Origin of the sequence: Chitinophaga sp. OAE865 (genome assembly GCF_040546735.1) — a bacterium.
Taxonomy (GTDB): domain Bacteria; phylum Bacteroidota; class Bacteroidia; order Chitinophagales; family Chitinophagaceae; genus Chitinophaga; species Chitinophaga polysaccharea_A.
The window spans coordinates 7,987,243-8,008,981 of sequence record NZ_JBEPOF010000001.1; the positions used below are offsets into that span (position 1 = coordinate 7,987,243).

Here is a 21,739-nt window from a genome sequence, read left to right on the forward strand (position 1 = left end):
GCAGATCCGTCACTTTTGATATTTCTCCTAGTACATGTCGAACCATACCCTGGTAGTCAGCAGATCCGCACCCTGGCGAGCCACGGCCGCTTTATAATTAGCGCCGTTCAACGCCTGCTCGCTGGAAGGATATGATAAACGCAGCGGCATTTTACCCTGTAATGCTCCGGTATAAGCAGGCTTTAACTGCGGATAATCCAGCCGCCTCCATTCTGCAAAGGCTTCCAGTCCTTCGCTGAATAATGCCAGCCACTTCTGCTCTCCTATCGATTTTTTATAGTTATTGGCATCATATGCTACGGCAGGCTGTGCAAGGTAAGTGTCTACCTGCGTGCCTGTAACACCGTATTGTTTGAAGGATGCACGGATAGCCTGTGCGTATAAGTCGGCCGCATTGCCGCTGATCAGGTTGCGTTGAGCCGCTTCCGCCAGGATAAACAGTTGCTCTGCATAGGTGAACACATAGGCAGGCGCCTGCGTAGCTGTAAACGCTGCACCAATATCAGAAGTTTTACTGAAGCCCAGACGGGAGGCTGAATCGGCCGACAGCCCGTTCGTAACACCGATATATGCATTGGTATCAGCCGGTAGTGCAGCGTATATGCTTAACCGTGGGTCGTTCAGCGCTTTCAGTTTATCGATCACAGTTTTACTGATGCGATAGTCGTTCCTTGTTTCCCTGTTCCGGCCCACCGGGTTCTGGTTAGGAGAAGTGAGGTAGTTTAGTTTTACCTCACGGTCGCCGGCAGCCAGGAAAAAGTTGCCTTCCGCAGCCAGTTCGGCAAATACTGCCTTTGCAGCGGCCGGATCGCGGTCGGCCAGCCGTAATGCAATACGGGAGCGAAGCCCGTTGGCAAATTTCTTCCAGCCATTCATATTTCCCGCCAGTAAGGAGTCTCCGAGGATAGGATTGTCTGAAGGAGAAATAATGCTTACTGCATTCTTCAGTTCAGCCAGCAATCCCCTGTATACTACCCGCTGACTATCATACACCGGTGTAAGGTATTTATCAATATTGCCTGCCTGTGTGTAAGGAATATCTCCGTATAAATCAGTGAGCACCTGGAAAATCCAGGAACGCATGATGATGCCCACTGCTTTGTAATTGGGATTGTGCAGGGTATCTCCCAGCTCTGCCAGTTTGGTAAAGTCTGCTATACCCTGTGCATAGAAATTATTCCAGACAGTCTGGATGTTGGTAGAAGCAGGAATATAACGATCAGGATCAGGATACTGGATCTTAGCCCAGTATTGTATATACAACAGGGTGGTTTCCATGGTGGCATCGCTGCCCCAGTAAGTATCCACATTGGCTTTAATACCATTGCTCAGCAGGTAGTCCGGCTGCACAACGATAGGTTCATTCGGATTTATATTAGTACGCTCCAGGTCCTTCTGGCAACCCGCCAGCCATATTGCAGCGATTAATAAAGAGAAAGATATCAACAACTTTTTCATAATCATTCAGTCATTAAAATGAAACATTCAGGTTAAAGCCAAAGCTGCGGGTAGTAGGTATCTGCAACGTTTCCAGTCCCTGGCCATTACCGGTATTGAAGGCTGTTTCAGGATCTATGTTTGGCGTATTCTTATGCAGGTATCCCAGGTTCCTGCCTACCAGTGCCACATTCACCGCCTGTAATCCCCACTTCTTCACCAGCGAAACAGGTAAGGTATACCCTACTTTGATTTCACGCAGCTTCACAAAAGAGGCGTCGTATACGGCACTTTCGTTCAGGTTGCTGCTGTATACGGCTTTATAGTAGTTCTGTGCAGAAAGGATGGCGGTGTTTTTCTTTCCATCTGCTGTATAGCCGTCAAAAATGATCCCGTCGTGCTTTACGGTAGCTCCGCCTGGCGCGGTAGCATTATGGTCCGGCAGCTGGATATTTTTTGAGCCGTCGTTATAGTAAGGCAATCCTCCGTGCTCTTCGTCGCGGCCAGGCATTGTTGCGGCCAGTACGCCTGTGCTCATACCTGTGGCGTTGGTTCCCGACCAGATGGAGCCGCCTTGTTTGGTATCTATCAGGAAGCTCAGGTTAAAGCCTTTAAAGGAGAAGTTATTATTAATGCTCCCTGTCCATTTTGGCGTATAGTAGCCCAATATTTTTTTACTTGGATCTACTGAAGGAGTGCCATCTGCATTCACCAGTATCCTGTTCTCGCTGTCTCTTTTATAAGCAGTACCGTAAAGGGCGCCATAGCGTTGTCCTTTGCTGGCCAGCACCTGGATATTACCTGAGCTGCCGAGTACATAGTTGGTCAGAAATCCATCTGCATCCAGTTCTATTACTTTACTCACATTGCGTGCATAATTGATGTTCGCATCCCAGCGGAAGCCGGAGCGGGTAGAGATGGGCGTTAGTCCCAGCATTACTTCCACACCATGATTACTCAGCTCACCTGTATTCAGTAATTTCTTCAGGTAGCCGGTAGTGGAACTTACATCCGCCAGCAGGATCTGGTTGCGGCTGTGAGAGCTGTAGTAAGTAACATCCAACCGTACGCGGTTATCGATGAAACCTGCTTCCACACCTACTTCTGTTGAAGTGGTAATTTCCGGTTTAAGATCTTTGTTCAGATACTTGTCTGATACAGTGAGTAATGGCAGCGAGCCAAACGGTTGATTAAACGGATAGGTATTAATTTCCTGGTAGGGATCCGTATCCTTTCCTACCTGGGCCCAGCCACCACGCAGCTTCAGCAGGGAGAGCACCGGGCTCTGGATATGCAGGGCTTCCGACAATATCAGGCTGGCGTTTACCGAAGGATAAAAATATGAGTTATTGCCTCTTGGCAGCGTAGATGACCAGTCGTTGCGCGCCGTTAAATTCAGGAACGCATAATTGCGGTAGCCTACCTGTGCCGCTGCAAAACCGCTGTATACTTTCTGCCTGTTGAGCAGGCTGGTAGAAACAAGCGGATCGCGGGAGTTATTCAGCGTATATACATCTTTTACAGCAAGACGGGGGGCCTGCTGGTAGTTCTGTTCCAGCTGGTTGGAGCGCAGGTTGGCGCCGGCAAGTACATCTATATCAAAATCATTACCCAGCTTTTTCTTTGCATTCAATGTAAACTCCCCGTTTGTTTCGCTTACTGCATAAGCGTCTTCTGTATAGGAGCCAAATGGCGTACCATTGGTGTAGTAGGCGATCTTATACTTACGTCTGTCCTGGTAATAATCAGTACCAATGCGGAAATTGGCGGTGAGCCAGTCCACGATCTGGTATGATAACCTGGCATTGCCCAGGAAGCGGTTACGCAGCATGCCCACTGTATTTTCATTCTGGATCCAGTAGGGATTGCTGTAATAGCTATGGTTCCAGTTGTAATCTGTACCATCTGCATTCTTATAATTTTTCAGTTTGCTCACATCTACCTGGCGGCCAAACCAGATGAACTGGAGGGTAACGCTGTTACCACGTCTGCCGTCTACACCAGGAAGATTATCAGCGGAGCTGCGCACATAATTAGCGTAAGTGCTGAGTGTGAGTTTCGGTGTAATACGGAAAGTGTTGCTCGCAGTGAAAGTATTACGGGTAATACCGGTGTTGGGTAAAATACCGCCTTGTTTGGTGTTATTATAAGAGAAACGGTAATCCAGTTTTTCGTTGGTACCACCTACAGATAAACCATTGTTCAGTGTATACCCCGTTACATAAAAATCTTTCACGTTATCAGGATGTGCTACAAATGGTACGGCTTCTCCATTGGAAAAGAATTGCGGGATAAGGCGACCATCCATTTTGGGTCCCCAGCTTTCATCCACTCCATCGTTGATACCACCGCCTTTACCGTCTTTATAAGAGAATTGTCCGCCGGTACCCTGACCGTAAGAATTCTGAAAGTCGGGCAGGATCAGGAGCTTATCAATGGTAGCGCCGGAATTTACGGTAATGCCCATGCCTCCTTTCGTATCTTTCCCGGTTTTTGTTTTGATCACAATTACACCGCTGGATGCGCGGGAGCCGTATAATGCAGCTGCATTGGGACCTTTCAGCACACTGATGGAGGCAATATCATCGGGATTGATATCTGAAATGGCGTTGGCAAAATCGCGGCCTGTTCCTATGCCTAACTGGCTGTTATCTACCGGTACCCCATCCAGCACAAACAGGGGCTGGTTATTACCGGCAATGGAGGTTTCTCCGCGGATAACGATACGGGAAGAGCCGAGGTTCCCCTGGCTGTTGGTTACCTGCACGCCGGCTATTTTCCCGGACAATGCATTCACGAGGTTGGTTTCCTTTGCTTCAGAAAAATCTTTTGATTTCAGTTCCTGTACGGCATAACCGAGTGATTTCTTTTCGCGGGAAATACCCAACGCGGTTACTACTACTTCTTCCAGCTTCCTGTTACTGTTTTCCAGGGAGATGTTGATCACTTTATTGTTTCCAACAACTGCAAACGTTGTTTCAAAGCCTAGTGAGGAGAATTGCAGCGTATCATTCACCTGTGCGCTAATCGAATATTTCCCATCCGGATCCGATTGTGTGCCGCGTCCTGTTCCTTTCACCTGAACGATTGCGCCGGGTATGCGTTGTGCGTCTGAGCGGGATGTAATGACCCCGTTCACCCTGATTTCCTGGGCCATGCTTTGCTGCAGCCACAATAAAGCGGGTAGCAGCCATAACAGCCTTTTTACGTAATTCATGCTTTGTACTTGATTTATAAGTTGACTCAGATCTTTGCGGAGATGGTACACCGTTCAGATTTTGGCATTTGTTGTTTGGTGTATAATCAGTTGGTGATATCGGGGGCAAAAATAAGCCACAATTATTAATCTACAAAATTTATAGACTATATGGATTGAGAAATGCCAGCGAAAAAATATGCTAAATATTTAGCAGAGAATGCCCGGTGGGAGCAGATCCTGGCGATAGGAACGGGTTTGTTGTATAGGATAAAGTGCCCGGAAAGCACTTAACAGCATGAAGAAAATAATCTTCGAAAATTTACCGGGAAAAATATCTCCCGGTAAATCATCTTCAAAAAATCAGCTACTTAGCTTCCAATAATTTTTTCAACTCAGCTTTACAATCTTCAATAGTTTGCCAGATCATCCTGTCTTCACACAGAGTGCCTTTGTATTTAATGGTCACCTTTGTTTTGCGCAGCACTACCTGGTAATACTCCGGTGCATCGGGAGAATTTTCCCAGGTAATCTTGCCATTTTCTTCAATACCGCCCGCAAGTTTATCTTCTATGATATCATTTACCTTTTTGTGCAGGTTATCTGCAAAATCGTAGCTGACATCGGTTTTTACAAGGCAGGAAGAATCATTGGCGTAGTAATTCTTTTTCAGGGCGGCGGCTTGTTTATGAGGCCAGCATAATAGTGCGGCACTGGCTGCTGCCAGCAATAACGGGAATCTCAAAAAATGTTTCATAACAAGAAAGATTAGTATAACATGGAGAATAGGTATATAACAAGTCCGGGTAACTATCTCTTTGATTGCTGATTTTGGTTTTTATCTCTCTTCAACTCATTATTCATTATCAATATATGATATTTATCTCACTTCACAAAATAATCCTGTGATGCGCGTAGGGGTAAAAACAAAGTTGCGTGTCTTCCTTACAGATCATTGATATTGCTGCTGCAGGTTGAACAGTATTTTCCTCCCGGCATCATTAAGCCCGGGAAGACTGTCGCCTGGTATAAAATGGCGCTTAAAGGCCATGATAGCGGCCGATGAGTCTTTCACATCGTAACCGATGAGCCGGAGTGAAAGCAGCGGATCGAATGATTCGGGTACAACGGTGGCGCTGGTATCTTTATACCATAGTCCAAAGCCTTTATCCGCCAGCTGCTGCCACGGGAACCATGCGCTGGGATCTACTTTTCTGCCGGGTGCAATATCGCCGTGACCAATAAAGTTGGCTGCAGGAATATTATATCGGTGCTGCAGTGTATCCAGCAATACCAGCAGGCTGCGGATCTGTGCAGAATCGAAGGGCTCCTTGCCGTTATTGTCCAGCTCTATACCGATGGAAGATGAATTGATATCCGTAAGGTTGCCCCATTTGGCAATACCTCCGTGCCAGGCGCGGAGATAATCGTTCAGCATATGATGGATGGCTCCGTTGCGGCATATCACATAATGAGCGCTTACCTGGGTCCTTTGCAGGGTAAACGTTTTCAATGTTTGTTCACACGAATTCTGAGCAGTATGATGTATAATAACAAGATTGGGCTTACGCATATTGAAGTTCACCGTTCCCACCCAGGACGGGGATTCAATGCCACCGTCGCCATTCAGCGCTCCAGGTTGTTGCCGCAGCGTTTTTGCATAGGACCTGGCTTCCTGCCGGTACACCTTGTTGGTAGCAGCATACGGATTTCGGGCACAATAAGAAAGGCCACCAATCATTGCCAGCAGGCAGCTATATCTCGCAAATCGGGCTATGGTCTTCATCTGCATCTGTTAAAGTTTATACAACACTACACAATAAAGATACTAAATGAACCGATGCGCCGTTTTTTTCATGGATGCTATGAAAAGTGTTCTTTAAGCCATACATTTACATTTTCAATAATACTTTTCGGAGTATCAAAAACCTATGCCATATTGTCTGCTATTGCCTACTACTTGCTGTTACCACTGATTTACGCGCTATCGCTCCTGCCATTTCGTGTTCTTTACCTGGTTTCCGACGCAGTGTACCTGTTATTGTATTATGTGATGGGCTACCGTAAAAAAGTAGTTCTCCAAAACCTGCGCAATTCTTTCCCGGAAAAGAGCGATGCGGAGATCCGGCGTATATGTAAGGATTTTTATCACTATCTGTGCGATCTTTTTCTCGAAACATTTAAAACTCTTACCATCAGCAAAACAGCAATGGTGAAGCATTGTAGCTTTACGCCGGCCACGGTGGAGCTTTTTAACCGCCTCGAAGCGGAGAAAAAGAGCGTAGTACTGGTAATGGGGCACAAAGGCAACTGGGAATGGGCGGGCAATACGTTCAGTATCCTGTGCCGGCAGCAGCTGTATGTAATTTATCATCCGCTGGCCAACAAACATTTTAACGGGCTCATGTACCGCATGCGCACGCGTTTTGGTACCAGGCTGATTGCCATGCGGGATACCTTCCGCGATATGGTACAAAACCGTGGCGAAGTAAATGCCACTGCATTCATTGCCGACCAGGCGCCGCAACCTAAAACTGCGCAGTGGCTCAGCTTCCTACACCAGGATACCCCTGTTTTCAAGGGTACGGAGAAAATAGCACAGAAGATGAACTACCCGGTGGTATATGTAACGGTACAACGTGAGAAAAGAGGTTATTATACTGTTTCTGCAGAACTACTCACTGCATCGCCGGCAGAAGAAAAGGACGGGGCGATCACTGCCGCACATACCCGCAAACTTGAAGAAGACATTGTTGCCCAGCCGGCCACCTGGCTATGGTCGCACAAAAGATGGAAACATAAACGCACTGCGGCTATATAATCTCTTTACATTACTAAAACTATAGACAGATTATCCTACAACAATATGCTGGAAGGTAAAAAACTGATATTGGCTACAAAGCCATATGCGCGCGAAGAAAGAGCCAAAAGCTGGCTCTACACAATATCAACGCTACTGCTGTTGATAATGGCTTTAACAGGCACCCTGGCATTACCTTACCTGGTGTTGAAAATAATGGCCAGTATTCTTTCAGGATTACTGATTGTAAGGATGTTTGTTATTTATCACGATCATCAGCATCATGCCATCCTGCATAAATCGTGGTTAGCAGAAGTGATCATGGTTACTTTCGGGATTTATGTGCTTGCCCCGTCCAGTATATGGAAACGCTCACATGATTATCACCACAAGCATAATTCTAAATTATTCAGTGCCAGCATTGGCTCATATCCCATCATTACCCGCAAAAAATTTGAATCCATTACACCGGCAGAAAGAAGAACTTACCTGTTCAGCCGCCATCCGATTACCATTGCTGCCGGCTACCTGTCGATGTTTATGATAGGCATGTGTGTGCAGTCTTTTGCCAGCAGTCCCCGTAAACACTTCGACTCTTTACTGGCGCTCATTATCCATATTGGCGGCAGTGCGGGGATAATTTATTTCCTGGGCTGGGAAAGCTGGCTGCTGTTTGTACTGGTTCCATTTACCATTGCCTGCGGACTTGGTGCATATCTTTTTTACGCACAACATAATTTCCCGGGTGTCACATTCAACGTGAACAAAGACTGGTGCTACGATAAAGCAGCGCTGCTTTCTTCGAGCTATATGGTAATGAGTCCTGTTATGAAGTGGTTTACGGGCAATATTGGTTATCATCATATTCATCACCTCAACGCGCGCATACCATTTTACCGTTTACCGGAAGTAATGCAAAACATCCCGGCCATGCAAAAGGTTAAAACCACCAGTCTTGGGTTTCGTGACATCTGTGCCTGTTTCCGGCTGAAAGTATGGGATCCTGAACAAGACCGGATGATCAGTTTGCGGGAAGTACGAACCATCAGGAGGGCCCTGCTGAAGAGGGCGCCCGATCCTGCAATAGTTGCCGGATAATTTTCTTCCGGCTTTCCAGTATATACGCGGTCAGCTCCTTTGCCTGCTGCAATACCGGCAACCCTGCAGTATGCGGGGACCCAGCCCTGAAAGGCGGAGCCGGGTTGTACTCAAGTTGCAGCTGTACAATTTTGGCAGCTTCATCTCCACCAATAAGGGCAGTCAGCACCAGCCCGAAATCAATACCGGCAGTTACACCTCCTCCGGTAATACGGCTCCTGTCTTTCACCACCCTTTCTTCCAGCGTTTCCACACCAAACATCCGCAGCAGCTCCAGCGAACGCCAGTGTGTAGTAGCTTTAAACCCATCCAGCAGCCCGGCGGCAGCAAGCACCAAAGCACCGGTACAAACGGAAGTAATATACTTTGCTTTTAAAGCCTGATCTCTCAGGAACTGCAAAATTGCAGTGTTGGTGAGTAAGGCATTGATTCCTGTTCCACCGGGAACAAAAATAACATCCAGCTGTGGGCAATTGGCCAGGGCCACTTCCGGCTGTAAAAGCAGGCCCCCTTCTGCCTGGATAATACCAGTGGTTTCACCGATAATAAGCACTTCAAAGCAGGGTGCTTTTACAAATACATCATAAGGGCCTGTAAAATCAAGGATCGTTAACCCCGGGAACAATAACATTCCCACTTTCAGTTTTTGCATAACAACATGCTTTAAGATGGAATACAATATAACGCAGACGGTATGAAAACAAGAAGCAGCGGATCGTGTTATCGATGCTGCTCATAAGTATTTATTGCTACTGCCTGTTGTAATTTCTTTATTTCATCCGGCAGTAAAGCGGAAGCATTTGCTGCGTTCAGCGCATCTTCCAGTTGAACAGGGGTACGTATGCCAGCAACGGCACTTGTTACGGCGGGTTGTTGCAATACAAACCGTAATGCAGTTTGTGCTGCGTGCCTTGAAGAAGTGCTTGCCTCCTTCACCGCAGCAGCTGCTGCTGCAACCTCTTTAGCCGTATAGTTGAGGTAGGCCGCTGCAGGTTTATCAACCAGCAGCCCTTTGGCCACGGTGCCTCTTGCCAGCACGCCGATATTATTTTCCTGTAACAGCGGGAAGACCGTTTCTTCCGGCCGCCGGTCCAGCAAGCTATATTGCATCATTATACTCACTATGTGCGACCGTTTAACATATTCACGGATCACATTGGGGCGGATGGAAGAGATACCGTACCAGCGTATTTTCCCTTGCCGTTGTAAAGTTTCAAAAGCATCTATCGTATCGTCGATAGGATCATCAATAGTTCCTCCGTGCAATTGGTACAGATCGATATAGTCTGTTTGCAACCGCTGCAAACTTGCCTCCACAGCGGCCATGATATAGTCTTTACGCGGATTCCAGTCCCACCCGCTGCCGTCTTCTCTCCACTGGTTTCCCACCTTGGTAGCGATGATAACAGATGAACGCCTGTCTTTCAGGGCTTTACCAACAGTGATTTCATTTTGCCCATGTTCATACAGATCGGCGGTATCAAAAAAATTGATGCCCCTGTCGCAGGCCTGATGAATGAGACCTGCATTAGCGGCATCATCACTACCGAGCGACATGCAGCCAAACCCGATTTCACTGACAGCAAGATTTGATTTTCCGAGGAGATGATATTGCATGGATTCCGGGTTTATGGTGTTTTTAACAAAGACGCTTGTGCAGCGTGCCCATAACGAAGTTATAGCCAAAACTTTCATTTTTATATAAATCCTTTTAAAAATTATGGGCTGTTTTGATAAACAGCCCCTGTATCCATTTTTTACGTCCACCTTAAAATAAATTATGTTGCAGTAAGCACGGCTTCCAGCCGTATTACCATGTATTGATCAGTAGAATGGGGCCGCCTGGAAAAACAGCCCCTGCTTTATGTCGGTATTAAATCCTGTCCAAAATTATCTATATCGCAGTAAGCACGGCCCCAACCGCGTTACCATGAGTTGATCAGTAGAATGGGGCCGCCTGGAAAAACAGCCCCTGCTTTTTTAGTATGTCCGATCCATTGTGAATATGTCTGGTTCTTATGATCTGTGGAAGAAATGAGGACCATCTGGAAAGATGGCCCTTACTTACCCAAAATCAAATTGAACCCATGAAAAGTATTATATCAGGAAGGCTTTCCCAGCCTGGTTTTTAAAAATCGGGGACCGTCTGGAAAAACAGTCCCCCGGATTTTCCGAATCAATCGCAGCATAAATAATCTCTCTGCACCGGTAGGTTTAACATATGGCTTTATATATAAACAACATGCAGGGCTATGAACCTCCATATTGATGATTTCTGTAAGAGGGACCGTCTAGAAAAACGGTCCTGACCTACTATTTCCGTTGTATTTGCACTCCAATTATCGTTTTAAAAATATACAGGATCAATAATCAGGGGACTACCTGAATAAGTGGTCCCGTTTAGCAAGCGTCGCAAAGACTTCGACTAAATGTTCTGTCTTAATAATCGAATTAACCGGACTGCCTGGAAAAGCTGTCCGTTCTTGTAGTACTATCACCCCTTGTGAAAGTATTTGATTGGTTAACTGTAGCCGGGAACAAACAATGAATACTGTAGCTGCAAGTGCACATGCCATTCCCTTACAGGTAAACCGGTAATACCAGGTCTGACCAGTTGCCGGTGTATCAATACCAGCTGCATCTTGTTCCTTATGCCCGTCTGTTCTGTCGTCTGATCAGAACCTGGCATACGGAAAGCAACAATTCCTTCGTTAATTCAATACAAAAGAAAATAACTGGTGATGGTAATGCCCAAGAAATGTGCATGTTTGAAAATGCCTGTTGAACAAAAAAGATTGCATGTGGGTTAATTTTCATTATCATAAAATAAATACATGGAATAGCCCGCTATTCAGCGGAACCAGTAATGGTTGAATAACCTTTATTTTGCAGCCGGGTTAACTGTGATAATAAGGTTATATTAATGCTCAGGACAAACTAAAAAAACAGATTTTCGGTAATTGCATTCAGCGATATATTCATCGTGATAGTGCAAAGATAGGTCGTTATCATTCTCCGAAACCACGTTCTACAGGCATTATGAGAATGAACAATTCTGAACAGCACAAAAAAATGCTGAATAAAATGAATAATGGTAATTAAGAAAATTATTGTATAAATATCAAATTCCGGTTATCAGAATTAATGAATCAACCGTATATTCATTATCACATTTACATACATCCTTTAACGTTAGTTATTCCATCTCATGCAGCAACAAATTACAGGCGCTTTTTACGGTATCGCTATTGGCGATGCGCTGGGCGTACCGGTAGAATTCAAAACACGCAGTTATCTCTCAGAAAACCCAATCACCACATTCACCGGATACGGATGCTGGAACCAGCCCCCGGGAACCTTTTCAGATGATTCTTCCCTAACTTTCTGCACGGCAGAAAGTCTCATTACAGGTTATAATCTTCAGAACATGGCGGATACATTCGTCCGCTGGTCGTTGGAAGGCTACTGGGGGGCGCACAACGAGGTTTTCGATATCGGGCATACTACCCGCCGCGCCCTGCAACGCTGTGCCACAGGCACTTCCCCACTGGTTAGCGGCGGCTTTGAGGAATTTGAAAACGGCAACGGATCCCTGATGCGCATGATGCCTCTCGCCTTTTTCCTTATCAATGAAAATGATATTCACGCCCGTTACCAGCTTACCAGGGAGGTATCCGGCATTACGCACCAGCATTTCCGGTCGGTACTGGGCTGTTTTATTTATGTTGAATTCCTGCGTGCGTTGCTTTCCATAAAAAATCCCAGGGATGCGTATTTACAAATGCAGCGGAGTGTAAATGCATACCTGGGTACCCAACCCTTCAACCCGGCAGAAATAAAGCTTTATGAGCGTGTTTTACAGCAAAACATAGCCGAAATACCGGAACAACAGATTATCAGCTCCGGCTACGTGATACATACCCTGGAAAGTGCGCTCTGGTGCCTGCTGAACACATCCGGCTACAGGGATTGCGTACTCGCAGCAGTAAATCTCGGCGGAGATACCGACACCACCGGTGCAGTGGCCGGCGCCGCAGCAGGCCTTCATTATGGTTTTGACCAGCTCCCGGCGCAATGGATCGGCCAAGTGGTAAAATCAGCGGAAATAGGACATCTCGCCAACCGGTTTATGGCCGCCATCAATACCGCCAGCACCCAATAAACAGTACCTTTCAGCAAACCGGCCGCATTTTTGCTTTATATGGACTATAGTTAAACTTCAGCTCCCTTTTACCGTCTAACAAATAACAGAAAAGAGATACTGAAGAGACGATTACCAAATGTTAAAGAAATGAAAAACAGATTTTATATACTGTTTGTGCTGGTTGGCCTGTTAGGCACATTTACAGTAAGCAATGCCAGTGCGCAACGTGTTCATTCAGGCCAGGGCGGAAGTCGGGGTGGCGGCGCTCATTTTGGCGGAGGGTTCCGTTCCAGCGGCCGGGTGTATACATCCCCCCGTTTATATTCTCCCCGGGTGATAGCCCCGGTAAACAGGGGATATTATCACGGATATTATGGTCCCGGACGTGTTTATTACAGGCGTCCCTGGTACCGCCCGTACTACAATCCATTCTTTCCTCCATTAGGATTATATGTTTCCTCACTGCCTTTTGGTTACTTTTCCCTTGGTGCTTCCTTTGGCCCGATGTACTATTACGGCGGAACGTATTATGAGTCCACCGGCGATTCCAAAGGTTATAAGGTAGTGGAAGCCCCTCTTGGCGCTGCAGTTCCGGATCTGCCGGATGGCGCACAGGAAATACAGGTAGACGGCAACACCTATTATGAATTAAATGGTACCTATTACCAGGAATCCATGACAGATAACGGCCGCCGTTATATTGTAGTTGGCAAAAATGGTAAAATAGGTGACAAAACTGTGAATATCACCGATGACCAGGGCAACAACAACAACCCCGACAACGGAACCGGTAACACAGATATGATTTCACAGTTACCGGATAATTGCCGCACCGTGAATATCAATGGTCAGCAGTACTTTTTATCACCAGACGGCATGTACTACCAGTCTGTTCTGAACAGCGATAATTCTATCGCAGGATATAAAGTGGTTGGTAAGATGAATGCCGATAATTAAATCAATATAGTTATTCAGTTTAACAGGGGAGCCGGTTTTACACCGGCTCTTTTTTATTCCGGGAACAAGGCTTACCAGCTGCTGCTTGCTCCGCCGCCACCAGAAGATCCGCCGCCCCAGCTGGAAGAAGAGGAAGAAGAAGAGGAACTTCCGGATGAAGAGGAAGAAGAGGATTTGGATATCTTCGGAATAACAAACTGATAATCGTGTGCATAGGCACAGAAGGCGCACACATACTCCCTGATCCCCCATCCTTCCGAGGAAGTAGTAGCCCGCCGTTTGGTCACCGTTTTTTTACATTTATACGTCTTATGCTTACAGGAAGGACAATCTGTAAGCCCTGAACGCATATTGGTGTAATTCAGTACCGTTTGGGTGTTACAGGTGTCGCAGCGCCATACGTCATAATCCACCGATTCCAGTTTTTCCTCCATCACCTGCCCTTTATCGAGGTAAGTGTTATCCTCTGTTTCATCCAGTTTATGCATGGAATGGGAGCATTGCGGGCACTCATACACATCATTCCGCAAATGATTGAGCCGGTATTGCAGCCATTTCAGGTAGAGCCATAAATACGGTAATGGAAACACATAACCTGCTATCCGTAAATCGCGGCGCAATACTTCCAGCCGCAGCCATTTGAGATGCCTGTCGTCATTCCGGAGCATCACCGCCGAACGGGCTGCAATCAGGAGTACGGCCACATGCATAAATGCCAGCCACACCAGGTAATAGATCAGGAATACTTTCAGGAAACCTACATCTGTATGCCGCTTTGTAGTGATGTAATAGATGATATAAAAAGCAACGGCATGAATAATGATCAGCCCTATCCAGCGGGGACGCAGGAATTCATTAGGGATGGCCGATATTTTCAACGGTTCTGCATCAGCATCGTCGTCCCGCCTTTTGGCCTTCTTCCCAAAAAAAAGATGCATCATCGCCGCCGAAGCGAATAACCAGAATATCACGGACAGGAAGGAGAAATCACCGGTATAGTCATTAGACACTGAGTTGGTGGCAATGTCTGTTTGGGCGAACGACTGCGGCGCTACGTCCACTTCATCTCCCGACGCCGTGGCCATGTCTGCTGCGGCCGCCTCCTGCCCTTCGCCGTCCGCTGCCTGTGCATCAGCAGATACCTCCACGGTGCTGTCGGCGGCCATCAGGGAGGCATCGGCAGGAGGAAGCTCCGGCAGCCTGTCGTACGCATAGTTGCCATTATTGAACAGGGAAACCACAGACCTGATGCCGTCTGTAAACGCGGCGTCATAGTTATGCTCCTTAATACGCGGTATCATATACTCCTGCTGGATGCGGAAACAAATAATATCAGGCATATCGGCCTCCAGCCCGTACCCCGTTTCAAACTCCAGCCGGCGGGCATCTTCCACCATCAATACCAGCAATCCGTTGTTCTTCTCCTTATCCCCGATTTTCCAGTAGTTAAACAGCTTATGGACAAAATCCCGCGATTCATTATCACCGATACTACGCAATATTACCACCGCTACCTGCGCTTTGCCATCCCTATCCAGCACCGATAATTTTTCATTCAGTTCACTTACCGCGGCATCGGAAATAAGATGATCCGGATTGCTTACATAACCCCCGCCTGATTTTTTCGGATCGGGAACATCCTCTACACTGAACTTTTGTTTTTTACTTTGATCACATGACGCCAGGAAACCAGTGAACAGCACCAGCAACAAACATCTGAATAAAAACGATTGATATTTCATCGGGATATTTTCTGTGCCGAAGATATGTTTATTTAATTTTTCCTTTCAGCAGAAAAAAGTATTTTAACTGCTGATGAAGCCTGTTTTAAGCATATGGATACTACTATCCTGCCTTGCAGTCACCCGCAGCTTTGCACAAACCAAACCTGCCGATACCACTGTAAAACCACCCGTACAACTGAAAACAGTGAATATTGTACAGTATAATTTTTTTAAAGATTCTGCCGCTTTCCGGGAAGAGTATAGTAAAGAGATGACTTTCCGTCGTCCAAAATGGTACGAAGTTTACAAGATCACTGCCGTAGATATTCATAAGCTATACCAGGTTACGCAGTTTAAAAAGAATAAAAAGAAAATAGCCTTCCGGCATATGTTATTGAATAAAGAACAGGAGATGTATATAAACAGTATATACACGCCGTCGCTGGTAAATAAGGTGACCCGGCTCGACGGCGACAGCCTGCAACTTTTTATGCGATACTACCAGCCGGATTATTCCTTTATCAAATCAGCGTCCGACTATGACCTTTATGCGGAAATAAAAAAGCAGTACGGGATATTTACCAGGGTCCGCGACAGCATACCTCCACGGCCATAAAACATGGCAGGTCCCATTTCTTTGGCATCCCTGCTGCTAAAAATACTATATTTCAGTATCCATACGTTTTACTATTTCCCGCTATTATTGCGGTAATGGTAACTGCTGTGGCAAAGATTACATAAATTAGTGATCTCAAACCACTTAACGTTGTTAGTTTTAAAGATTCTCAATACAGCTCACATGAAAAGGTTTTTCATATTGGTTGCCCTGCTCGTTCCGGTAGTACTTACCGCGCAAACGAAACTCAGTCAGAATATTGCAGACGATTTCTCCGCACGGGTAGCCGCTCATTATCAGTTGCCGCACGATTCCATCACGGGGTACATTGCCGAACAGCTCACCCGCAGCGGTAATGCCGGCCTGGATATCGACTCCACTGTTTTTGACCTGAAAAAAGACCCGGTAGCCCTGGACGCGGCACTGAAATACCTTTATCAGTACAGTGATTGCAACCGGCAGCGGTTTATTGCCAACCTGCGCAGTATGGGGCTTCAAACCAACAGCGTATTTCCCATCGCCACCTATACCGCCAATAAATACAAAGGGGAGGTGAAAGCCCTCCTGGATGATAAAAAAGATTTCCTGGCTACTTATACAGGACCGGTAACCGGTAAAAAGCCTCCTGCTACCATTGCTGAAGTTGCCGCCGCCAACCAGGCAGCAGCCGCCGCACCTGCCACCACATCCGGTGGCAATGAAAGTACTGCTGCCACAGCAACAGGCAGCACAGATGCTGCTACCCCCGCTGCTCCGGCTGCGGATACACGAAACTGGGAGGTACGCCCTCTGTTCCAGGTACGCACCCCCGAACAACTGGTAGAAATGTACGGAGCCAACAATGTTACCCAACATGACGCGATTAACCTCTCCGGCGAAAAAGACGGTGAAGCCTACCTGATATACCCGGATACAGACAATGAACTGGAAGTACAGTTTGACGGTGAAAATGGCAACATCCTTACTTTCTCCCACTACCCTTCCAAATGGAAATCGCCTTATGGCATAAAAGCCGGCGACCCGTTGGATAAACTCATTAAGGTAAACGGCCGCCCCTTTAAACTGAATGCTTTCGAATGGACCAACGGTGGTATGGTAACCAGCTGGAACGGCGGAGCCCTGGAAGGCAAAAACGTGATCGTAATACTGAAAGCCAACAACACCGGCGATCCCAAACAATACGACCAGGCTACCGGCGATAAAATACTCCGTTCGGATATGCCAGCCCTTAAAAAGCTGGATATTGTCATCGAATCAGTAGCGTTTAAAGCAGCGAATTAAGCTATTGCTGAAAGTGCAGGCAAACATTGGCCAGGACCGGGCTCACCGGTAAGCCAATTTCCGTTTGCACTTTTCATTTACGCTGATTATCTTGTTTGTATGAAAAAATTTATATTCTCCGGCGGCCTCCTTCTACTGGCGCTTACCGGTATTTCTATTCACATGAACGGACAAACGAAAAAGTATCCATCGCTGAACCACATGGCGCTGTATGTTGTAGACCTGAAAATAAGCACTGAATTTTACAGGGATATTATCGGGCTTGAGCCAATGGAAGAGCCTTTCAAAGATGGCAGGCACAGTTGGTTTAAGGTAGGGCCTCATAGCCATGTACACGTAATCTCCGGCGCAGCCAAAGCCACTACGCACGACAAGAACACGCATCTTTGCTTTAGCGTACCCGATATGGAGGCCTTCATCGGGGTATTGAAAAAACATAATATCGCCTTTGAAGACTGGCCGGGCAAAGCCGGGGCAGTAAATAAAAGAGTGGATGGCGTACAGCAGATCTATCTCCGCGACCCGGACGGATACTGGCTGGAGATCAATGATGATAAATACTGATCATATACACAGGCACCACATATGGTTGCCGTAACCTTATTCCAACCGGCATACAACGAAGGCATTGACCGCTTTTTTAAGGGCTGATCATTGTCTTCGTTGCAGTTATTGCCTGGTATCTATTATACCAAAGCAGGTTTCAACATCGCCAATGTTTTTGTTGTGATTAACCCCTGTTTGCCCCCTACCGGCCGCTCCGCCGCTACTATCTGAACAGATCCGTTAAGTAATCGTGAACAGATCTCCAAAATCCCCTTTTTTTCCTTAAATTCATTAACGAGAGTCTTTAGTCATACCCTGCTTTTTATGTCATTACTACTGAATGTTCCCAACGCGGAAAAAGAGCATGCTGCATCTATGGGCGCCCAATGGGACCAGGTAGCGCATACCTGGTATTTACCGGAGGACCGGTACGACCGGCTGATAGACGTGGCCCGGTGGATACCGGAAAAACATCCCGCGATCATCCTGCCCAATGAAATAAGTATTGTACATGCAGGCAGGCCGTGCTGGAAATGCCAGCATCATAATCGCGTGATAGCCATTGCGGGTAATTATTTTTATGAGAAAGATATGAATGAGCGGGATGAACTGGTATGGCTGGCCCAGGATTTCTTTACTGTATTCCAGCAGGTATCTGCTATTTCTGAAAATCTTCAAACACTGCTGAACGATCACTATCCGCGTTATAAGCGGGCCTGGTCAAATACGCAGGGAGATCACTGCTGGTCTAACCACTGTGAATCCTGCAACAGTATTCAGGGCGACTGGTTCCTTTTCGATGAAGCCGGCAGCGTATTCAACCCAACAGAAAGAACCGAAGCCTCACAGCTAATGATCCGCAATTACACCCTGAAATACGCTCCATTGATAGATGCAGTATATTCCTTAGGCGATCATGCACGGCTTATTAATGAATTTGCAGAAAGACCCGATCTATAACTGTACCCTTGTTTTCAGGAAATCAAAATAACGGGCATCTTCTTCTGCAAAAATCTCCTCTCCCTCCAGCATATACGCCCTTAAAAGATATTCCAGCGATTGCTCCATCTGCTTCAGCTCAAACAGGCTTTCTCCCAGGCGCAGGTTTACAAAGCCGTTAGCCTGTGCATCCGGGCCATTAAGCGCATCAAAAAAGTTATTGGCCGCAGCCTGGTAATCGCCTTTAAAATAGTACATATCGCCTATGCTGGCATACAACCAGGTACTGGCTTCCCAATGCTGCGCCGGTGGAGGCAGAAGTTGCAGCGCTTCTGAGAACCGGGCAATAGCGCCGTCAAAGTCATCTGCATCAGCCAGGTTGTTACCCGCTTCAGATAAAGCTTCTATCTGTTCGTAAATATCTGCGGGCAGCTGTTCCACCAGGACAGCCAGGCCGGGAAATGCATGGAGGTATTTTTCGTCGGCGCCTTCAAATACCCGCCCGTTGGACTTATTCAGAGCAGTTATAAAATGCGTTCGCGCGCCTTCCATATTACCGGTTTCAAACAGCGCTTTTCCCATCACGAATTCACGTTCGCCATCGCCGGGACGTGCAGGATCACACCGTTGCAATATGCTGGCCCAGCGTATTAATGCGTCAGGATTTTTTAAAATAAAATAAGTTTCCGCAATAGCAAGGGCAATATCATAGCTCTCTTCATACCCTTCTTTGGGGGCTGGTAATAGCTCCCATGCTTCTTCCAGCTTCAGTACGTACCGGGCAGGATCATTGTTTTCAAACAAGACCTCTGCTTCCTGCCATATGCCTTCAATAGCGGTCACTATTTTCTGATCGGCTAATTCCATATATCCTGGTTTAAAATAAAGTCCCTGTACAACCGGAACTGTACAGGGACAAAAATAAGATGGAATATTTTAAATACTTAGTCTGAATATACTTAGCACTCCTTTATGATCTGTAGGCCAGGTACCGGTTGGCGGCAGAAAGTAATCCTGCCCCTGTTCCTTCTCCCGCCGGTTCCTGATAATACTTCCTGAAGGGCCTACCACGGCGCTCTTTCGCAAGGTGAGCTTCTTGTCGGGGTAAAAATAAATATAATCTATCCTTTCCCTTTCATCTGCATCCGGCGCCCAGGCCAGTTTTTTCACATCTACTGCTTTATTATCTGCAGGAAAAGTAAAACCCGGATGAGTAACAGCAGACGGGTAAATAACCCGATAGCTGTCTTTAAACCCTTTATCCTGCAGCATTACAGAACAGGTCCAGGGCGCAACCACACCATGATGATCGTAAAGATCTTTTGTGGCAGCGGTCCAGTCGAGATGACTGGCCTCATTAAAGTCGCCACCGAGGAATACGATCCGGTTACGGCTTATATCATCCGCTGCTGTCTTTAAAAACGCCGCAACGCCTTCATCCCTTTTGGATGCAAGGTTAGAGGCCATGATAGTATCGAGGTTAGTACAGGGTGCTGCCATCTTTTTCCATGTAACACCATCATATCCTCTTGGCAGATACACTGCATAATTCAGGTAATCGAGATGGGCTGAATACACCGCTACTTCCCGGCCATGCACATTGGCTACCAGTTTGCAGATCGCTCCATTATCGCTGAAGATAACGGAGCTGTCTGTGATCGGGTACCTGCTAAGCAGCCCCGCGCCCTGGCTCAGAAAAGAATAATACTTTTTGCCTTTTGTATTCAATGAAGCCACCAGCCTGTCGCACAGCCGGGTGTTATTATAATTCCTTACTTCGCTCAATGTTACAAAGTCGGCATCTACAGCAGCTATTTCATCTACAATAGCATTATAACCACCGGGCACCACGGTTCCCTCCTGCCAGATGTTGAGCTGAAATACCGATAAGCGGATATCTTCCGAAATTCCTTTAAAAGAGAAAAACAAGATGTTTCCTGCAATGAGCAGAAATGTTCTCAGATGTCTGATCATATGATGCCGTTCATTTATCACTGTTTATTGAAACGGTGGTTAGATAATACCGTTTTCAAAGGAGCGCATTTCACGTTGTAATTTTTCTCCCTTGTATTCTTCAGCGAGCTCCAATCTTCTCAGCCCGATCTTTATATATTCTTCCTGCATCTCAATACCGGTGCAGTTCCTTCCCAGGGCTTTGGCCACAGCGCAGGTGGTAAAGGTACCGGAAAAAGGGTCCAGTATCCTGTCGCCGGGATTAGAACTGGCTTTAATAATACGTTCCAGGAGCGCCACGGGCTTTTGTGTGGGATGATTTTCATATTCATCCATGCGGTAGCGTACCCGTGGAAAGTCCCATACATTACCCGGCACCTTTTGCGTGTTATATGCAGCAGGCGTACTTTTGCGGTAGTCGATCAGCTTTCTTTTTGCGCCGGTTTTTGCTTCAACCAGTATATCGGCAGCGTTGAAAGTATAATTACTTTTATCGTTCACGCAAAACAGGATGGGCTCATACATAGACCCAAAATATTTCCGGGCCTGTACGCCGGAACTATCGTAGCTCCATACAATACGGGACAGGATATTTATTTTTCCGCGCAGGTAAATATCGAAATATGGCATAAACTGGGTAGCTGTCATTACATAGAAGCTACCTGCCGGTTTGAGCTTCCTGATACAAAGATCCAGCCACTGGTAGCACCATGTAAGGTATTCTTCTTCCGTATCCCATTTCTCAATATGCCCGTTAAAGTTTTTACCGATATTATAGGGAGGATCGGCGAAGATGAGATCCACTGAACGATCCGGCACCAGTGTTTGCAGGGCCTGCAAAGCATCTCCATGTATTATTGTATGACTCTGGGTACCGAAAACTTCCATTTCCTTCTTTTATGCCGATAAATTTAGCTAAAAAAGGCCAGGATAAAATATCCTGGCCTTTTTCCGGAAGGTATTGTAAAAAATGAGTACAGGAATAAATAAACAGTGCTGCAAGTTAGAAATAAGTTATTCAACCTGGAATAACACTAAGTGGGGATTA

18 protein-coding genes are annotated in these 21,739 nt (G+C 46.5%); 8 read left to right on the top strand and 10 right to left on the bottom strand.

Annotation, left to right across the window (positions count from 1 at the left end):
* Positions 1-27 precede the first annotated feature (27 nt).
* The 4 genes from ABIE50_RS31960 to ABIE50_RS31975 form a co-directional block, all read right to left on the bottom strand.
* Positions 28-1,458 (bottom strand): SusD/RagB family nutrient-binding outer membrane lipoprotein, encoded by a 1,431-nt coding sequence (locus ABIE50_RS31960; RefSeq protein ID WP_209863256.1) that lies wholly within the window; start codon positions 1,456-1,458, stop codon positions 28-30.
* Between the two features lie 13 nt (positions 1,459-1,471).
* Complete coding sequence (locus ABIE50_RS31965) at positions 1,472-4,654, bottom strand: SusC/RagA family TonB-linked outer membrane protein (RefSeq protein ID WP_209863258.1); 3,183 nt, start codon at positions 4,652-4,654, stop codon at positions 1,472-1,474.
* Positions 4,655-5,000: 346 nt separating this feature from the next.
* Positions 5,001-5,390, bottom strand: coding sequence for a hypothetical protein (locus ABIE50_RS31970; RefSeq protein WP_209863262.1), 390 nt, complete (start codon positions 5,388-5,390; stop codon positions 5,001-5,003).
* Between the two features lie 195 nt (positions 5,391-5,585).
* Positions 5,586-6,419 (bottom strand): N-acetylmuramoyl-L-alanine amidase, encoded by an 834-nt coding sequence (locus tag ABIE50_RS31975; protein WP_354028275.1) that lies wholly within the window; start codon positions 6,417-6,419, stop codon positions 5,586-5,588.
* 54 nt (positions 6,420-6,473) lie between these two features.
* Here ABIE50_RS31975 and ABIE50_RS31980 point away from each other — a divergent pair, with 54 nt between their 5' ends.
* Entirely contained in the window at positions 6,474-7,454 is a 981-nt protein-coding gene (locus ABIE50_RS31980; protein ID WP_209863265.1) for a lysophospholipid acyltransferase family protein, read from the top strand.
* A 45-nt stretch (positions 7,455-7,499) separates the two neighbouring features.
* The gene (locus tag ABIE50_RS31985) at positions 7,500-8,531 is read left to right on the top strand and encodes a fatty acid desaturase family protein (RefSeq protein WP_209863268.1); all 1,032 of its coding nucleotides are present in this window, start codon (positions 7,500-7,502) and stop codon (positions 8,529-8,531) included.
* Here ABIE50_RS31985 and ABIE50_RS31990 read toward each other — a convergent pair.
* On the bottom strand, positions 8,479-9,183 hold the full coding sequence (locus ABIE50_RS31990; protein WP_209863271.1) for a DJ-1/PfpI family protein: 705 nt from the start codon (positions 9,181-9,183) through the stop codon (positions 8,479-8,481). The genes ABIE50_RS31985 and ABIE50_RS31990 overlap by 53 nt on opposite strands.
* 68 nt (positions 9,184-9,251) lie before the next feature.
* On the bottom strand, positions 9,252-10,148 hold the full coding sequence (locus ABIE50_RS31995) for an aldo/keto reductase (RefSeq protein ID WP_209863274.1): 897 nt from the start codon (positions 10,146-10,148) through the stop codon (positions 9,252-9,254).
* 1,591 nt (positions 10,149-11,739) lie between these two features.
* On the opposite strand from ABIE50_RS31995, the gene ABIE50_RS32000 reads away from it, so the two are divergent.
* Positions 11,740-12,693 (top strand): ADP-ribosylglycohydrolase family protein, encoded by a 954-nt coding sequence (locus tag ABIE50_RS32000; protein WP_209863276.1) that lies wholly within the window; start codon positions 11,740-11,742, stop codon positions 12,691-12,693.
* Positions 12,694-12,822: 129 nt separating this feature from the next.
* Complete coding sequence (locus tag ABIE50_RS32005) at positions 12,823-13,632, top strand: DUF6515 family protein (RefSeq protein WP_209863279.1); 810 nt, start codon at positions 12,823-12,825, stop codon at positions 13,630-13,632.
* Positions 13,633-13,703: 71 nt separating this feature from the next.
* Here ABIE50_RS32005 and ABIE50_RS32010 read toward each other — a convergent pair whose 3' ends face one another.
* Positions 13,704-15,374 carry a TPM domain-containing protein gene (locus ABIE50_RS32010; RefSeq protein ID WP_209863282.1) on the bottom strand — a complete coding sequence of 557 codons (1,671 nt, stop codon included), beginning with the start codon at positions 15,372-15,374 and terminating at the stop codon, positions 13,704-13,706.
* 73 nt (positions 15,375-15,447) lie between these two features.
* Here ABIE50_RS32010 and ABIE50_RS32015 point away from each other — a divergent pair, with 73 nt between their 5' ends.
* The 4 genes from ABIE50_RS32015 to ABIE50_RS32030 all read left to right on the top strand — a co-directional run bounded on the left by ABIE50_RS32015 (position 15,448) and on the right by ABIE50_RS32030 (position 18,759).
* Positions 15,448-15,972, top strand: a complete 525-nt coding sequence (locus ABIE50_RS32015; RefSeq protein WP_209863284.1) for a hypothetical protein — start codon at positions 15,448-15,450, stop codon at positions 15,970-15,972.
* A 183-nt stretch (positions 15,973-16,155) separates the two neighbouring features.
* Complete coding sequence (locus ABIE50_RS32020; protein ID WP_209863287.1) at positions 16,156-17,253, top strand: hypothetical protein; 1,098 nt, start codon at positions 16,156-16,158, stop codon at positions 17,251-17,253.
* Positions 17,254-17,352: 99 nt separating this feature from the next.
* On the top strand, positions 17,353-17,817 hold the full coding sequence (locus ABIE50_RS32025; RefSeq protein WP_354028276.1) for a VOC family protein: 465 nt from the start codon (positions 17,353-17,355) through the stop codon (positions 17,815-17,817).
* A gap of 306 nt (positions 17,818-18,123) precedes the next feature.
* Entirely contained in the window at positions 18,124-18,759 is a 636-nt protein-coding gene (locus ABIE50_RS32030; RefSeq protein WP_209863290.1) for a DUF5710 domain-containing protein, read from the top strand.
* Here the strand turns inward: ABIE50_RS32030 and ABIE50_RS32035 are convergent.
* The 3 genes from ABIE50_RS32035 to yhdJ all read right to left on the bottom strand — a co-directional run bounded on the left by ABIE50_RS32035 (position 18,754) and on the right by yhdJ (position 21,579).
* Complete coding sequence (locus ABIE50_RS32035) at positions 18,754-19,605, bottom strand: tetratricopeptide repeat protein (protein WP_209863292.1); 852 nt, start codon at positions 19,603-19,605, stop codon at positions 18,754-18,756. The genes ABIE50_RS32030 and ABIE50_RS32035 overlap by 6 nt on opposite strands.
* 69 nt (positions 19,606-19,674) lie before the next feature.
* Entirely contained in the window at positions 19,675-20,712 is a 1,038-nt protein-coding gene (locus ABIE50_RS32040; RefSeq protein WP_209863295.1) for an endonuclease/exonuclease/phosphatase family protein, read from the bottom strand.
* 39 nt (positions 20,713-20,751) lie between these two features.
* Entirely contained in the window at positions 20,752-21,579 is an 828-nt protein-coding gene (gene yhdJ / locus ABIE50_RS32045) for an adenine-specific DNA-methyltransferase (protein WP_209863299.1), read from the bottom strand.
* Positions 21,580-21,739: the final 160 nt, after the last annotated feature.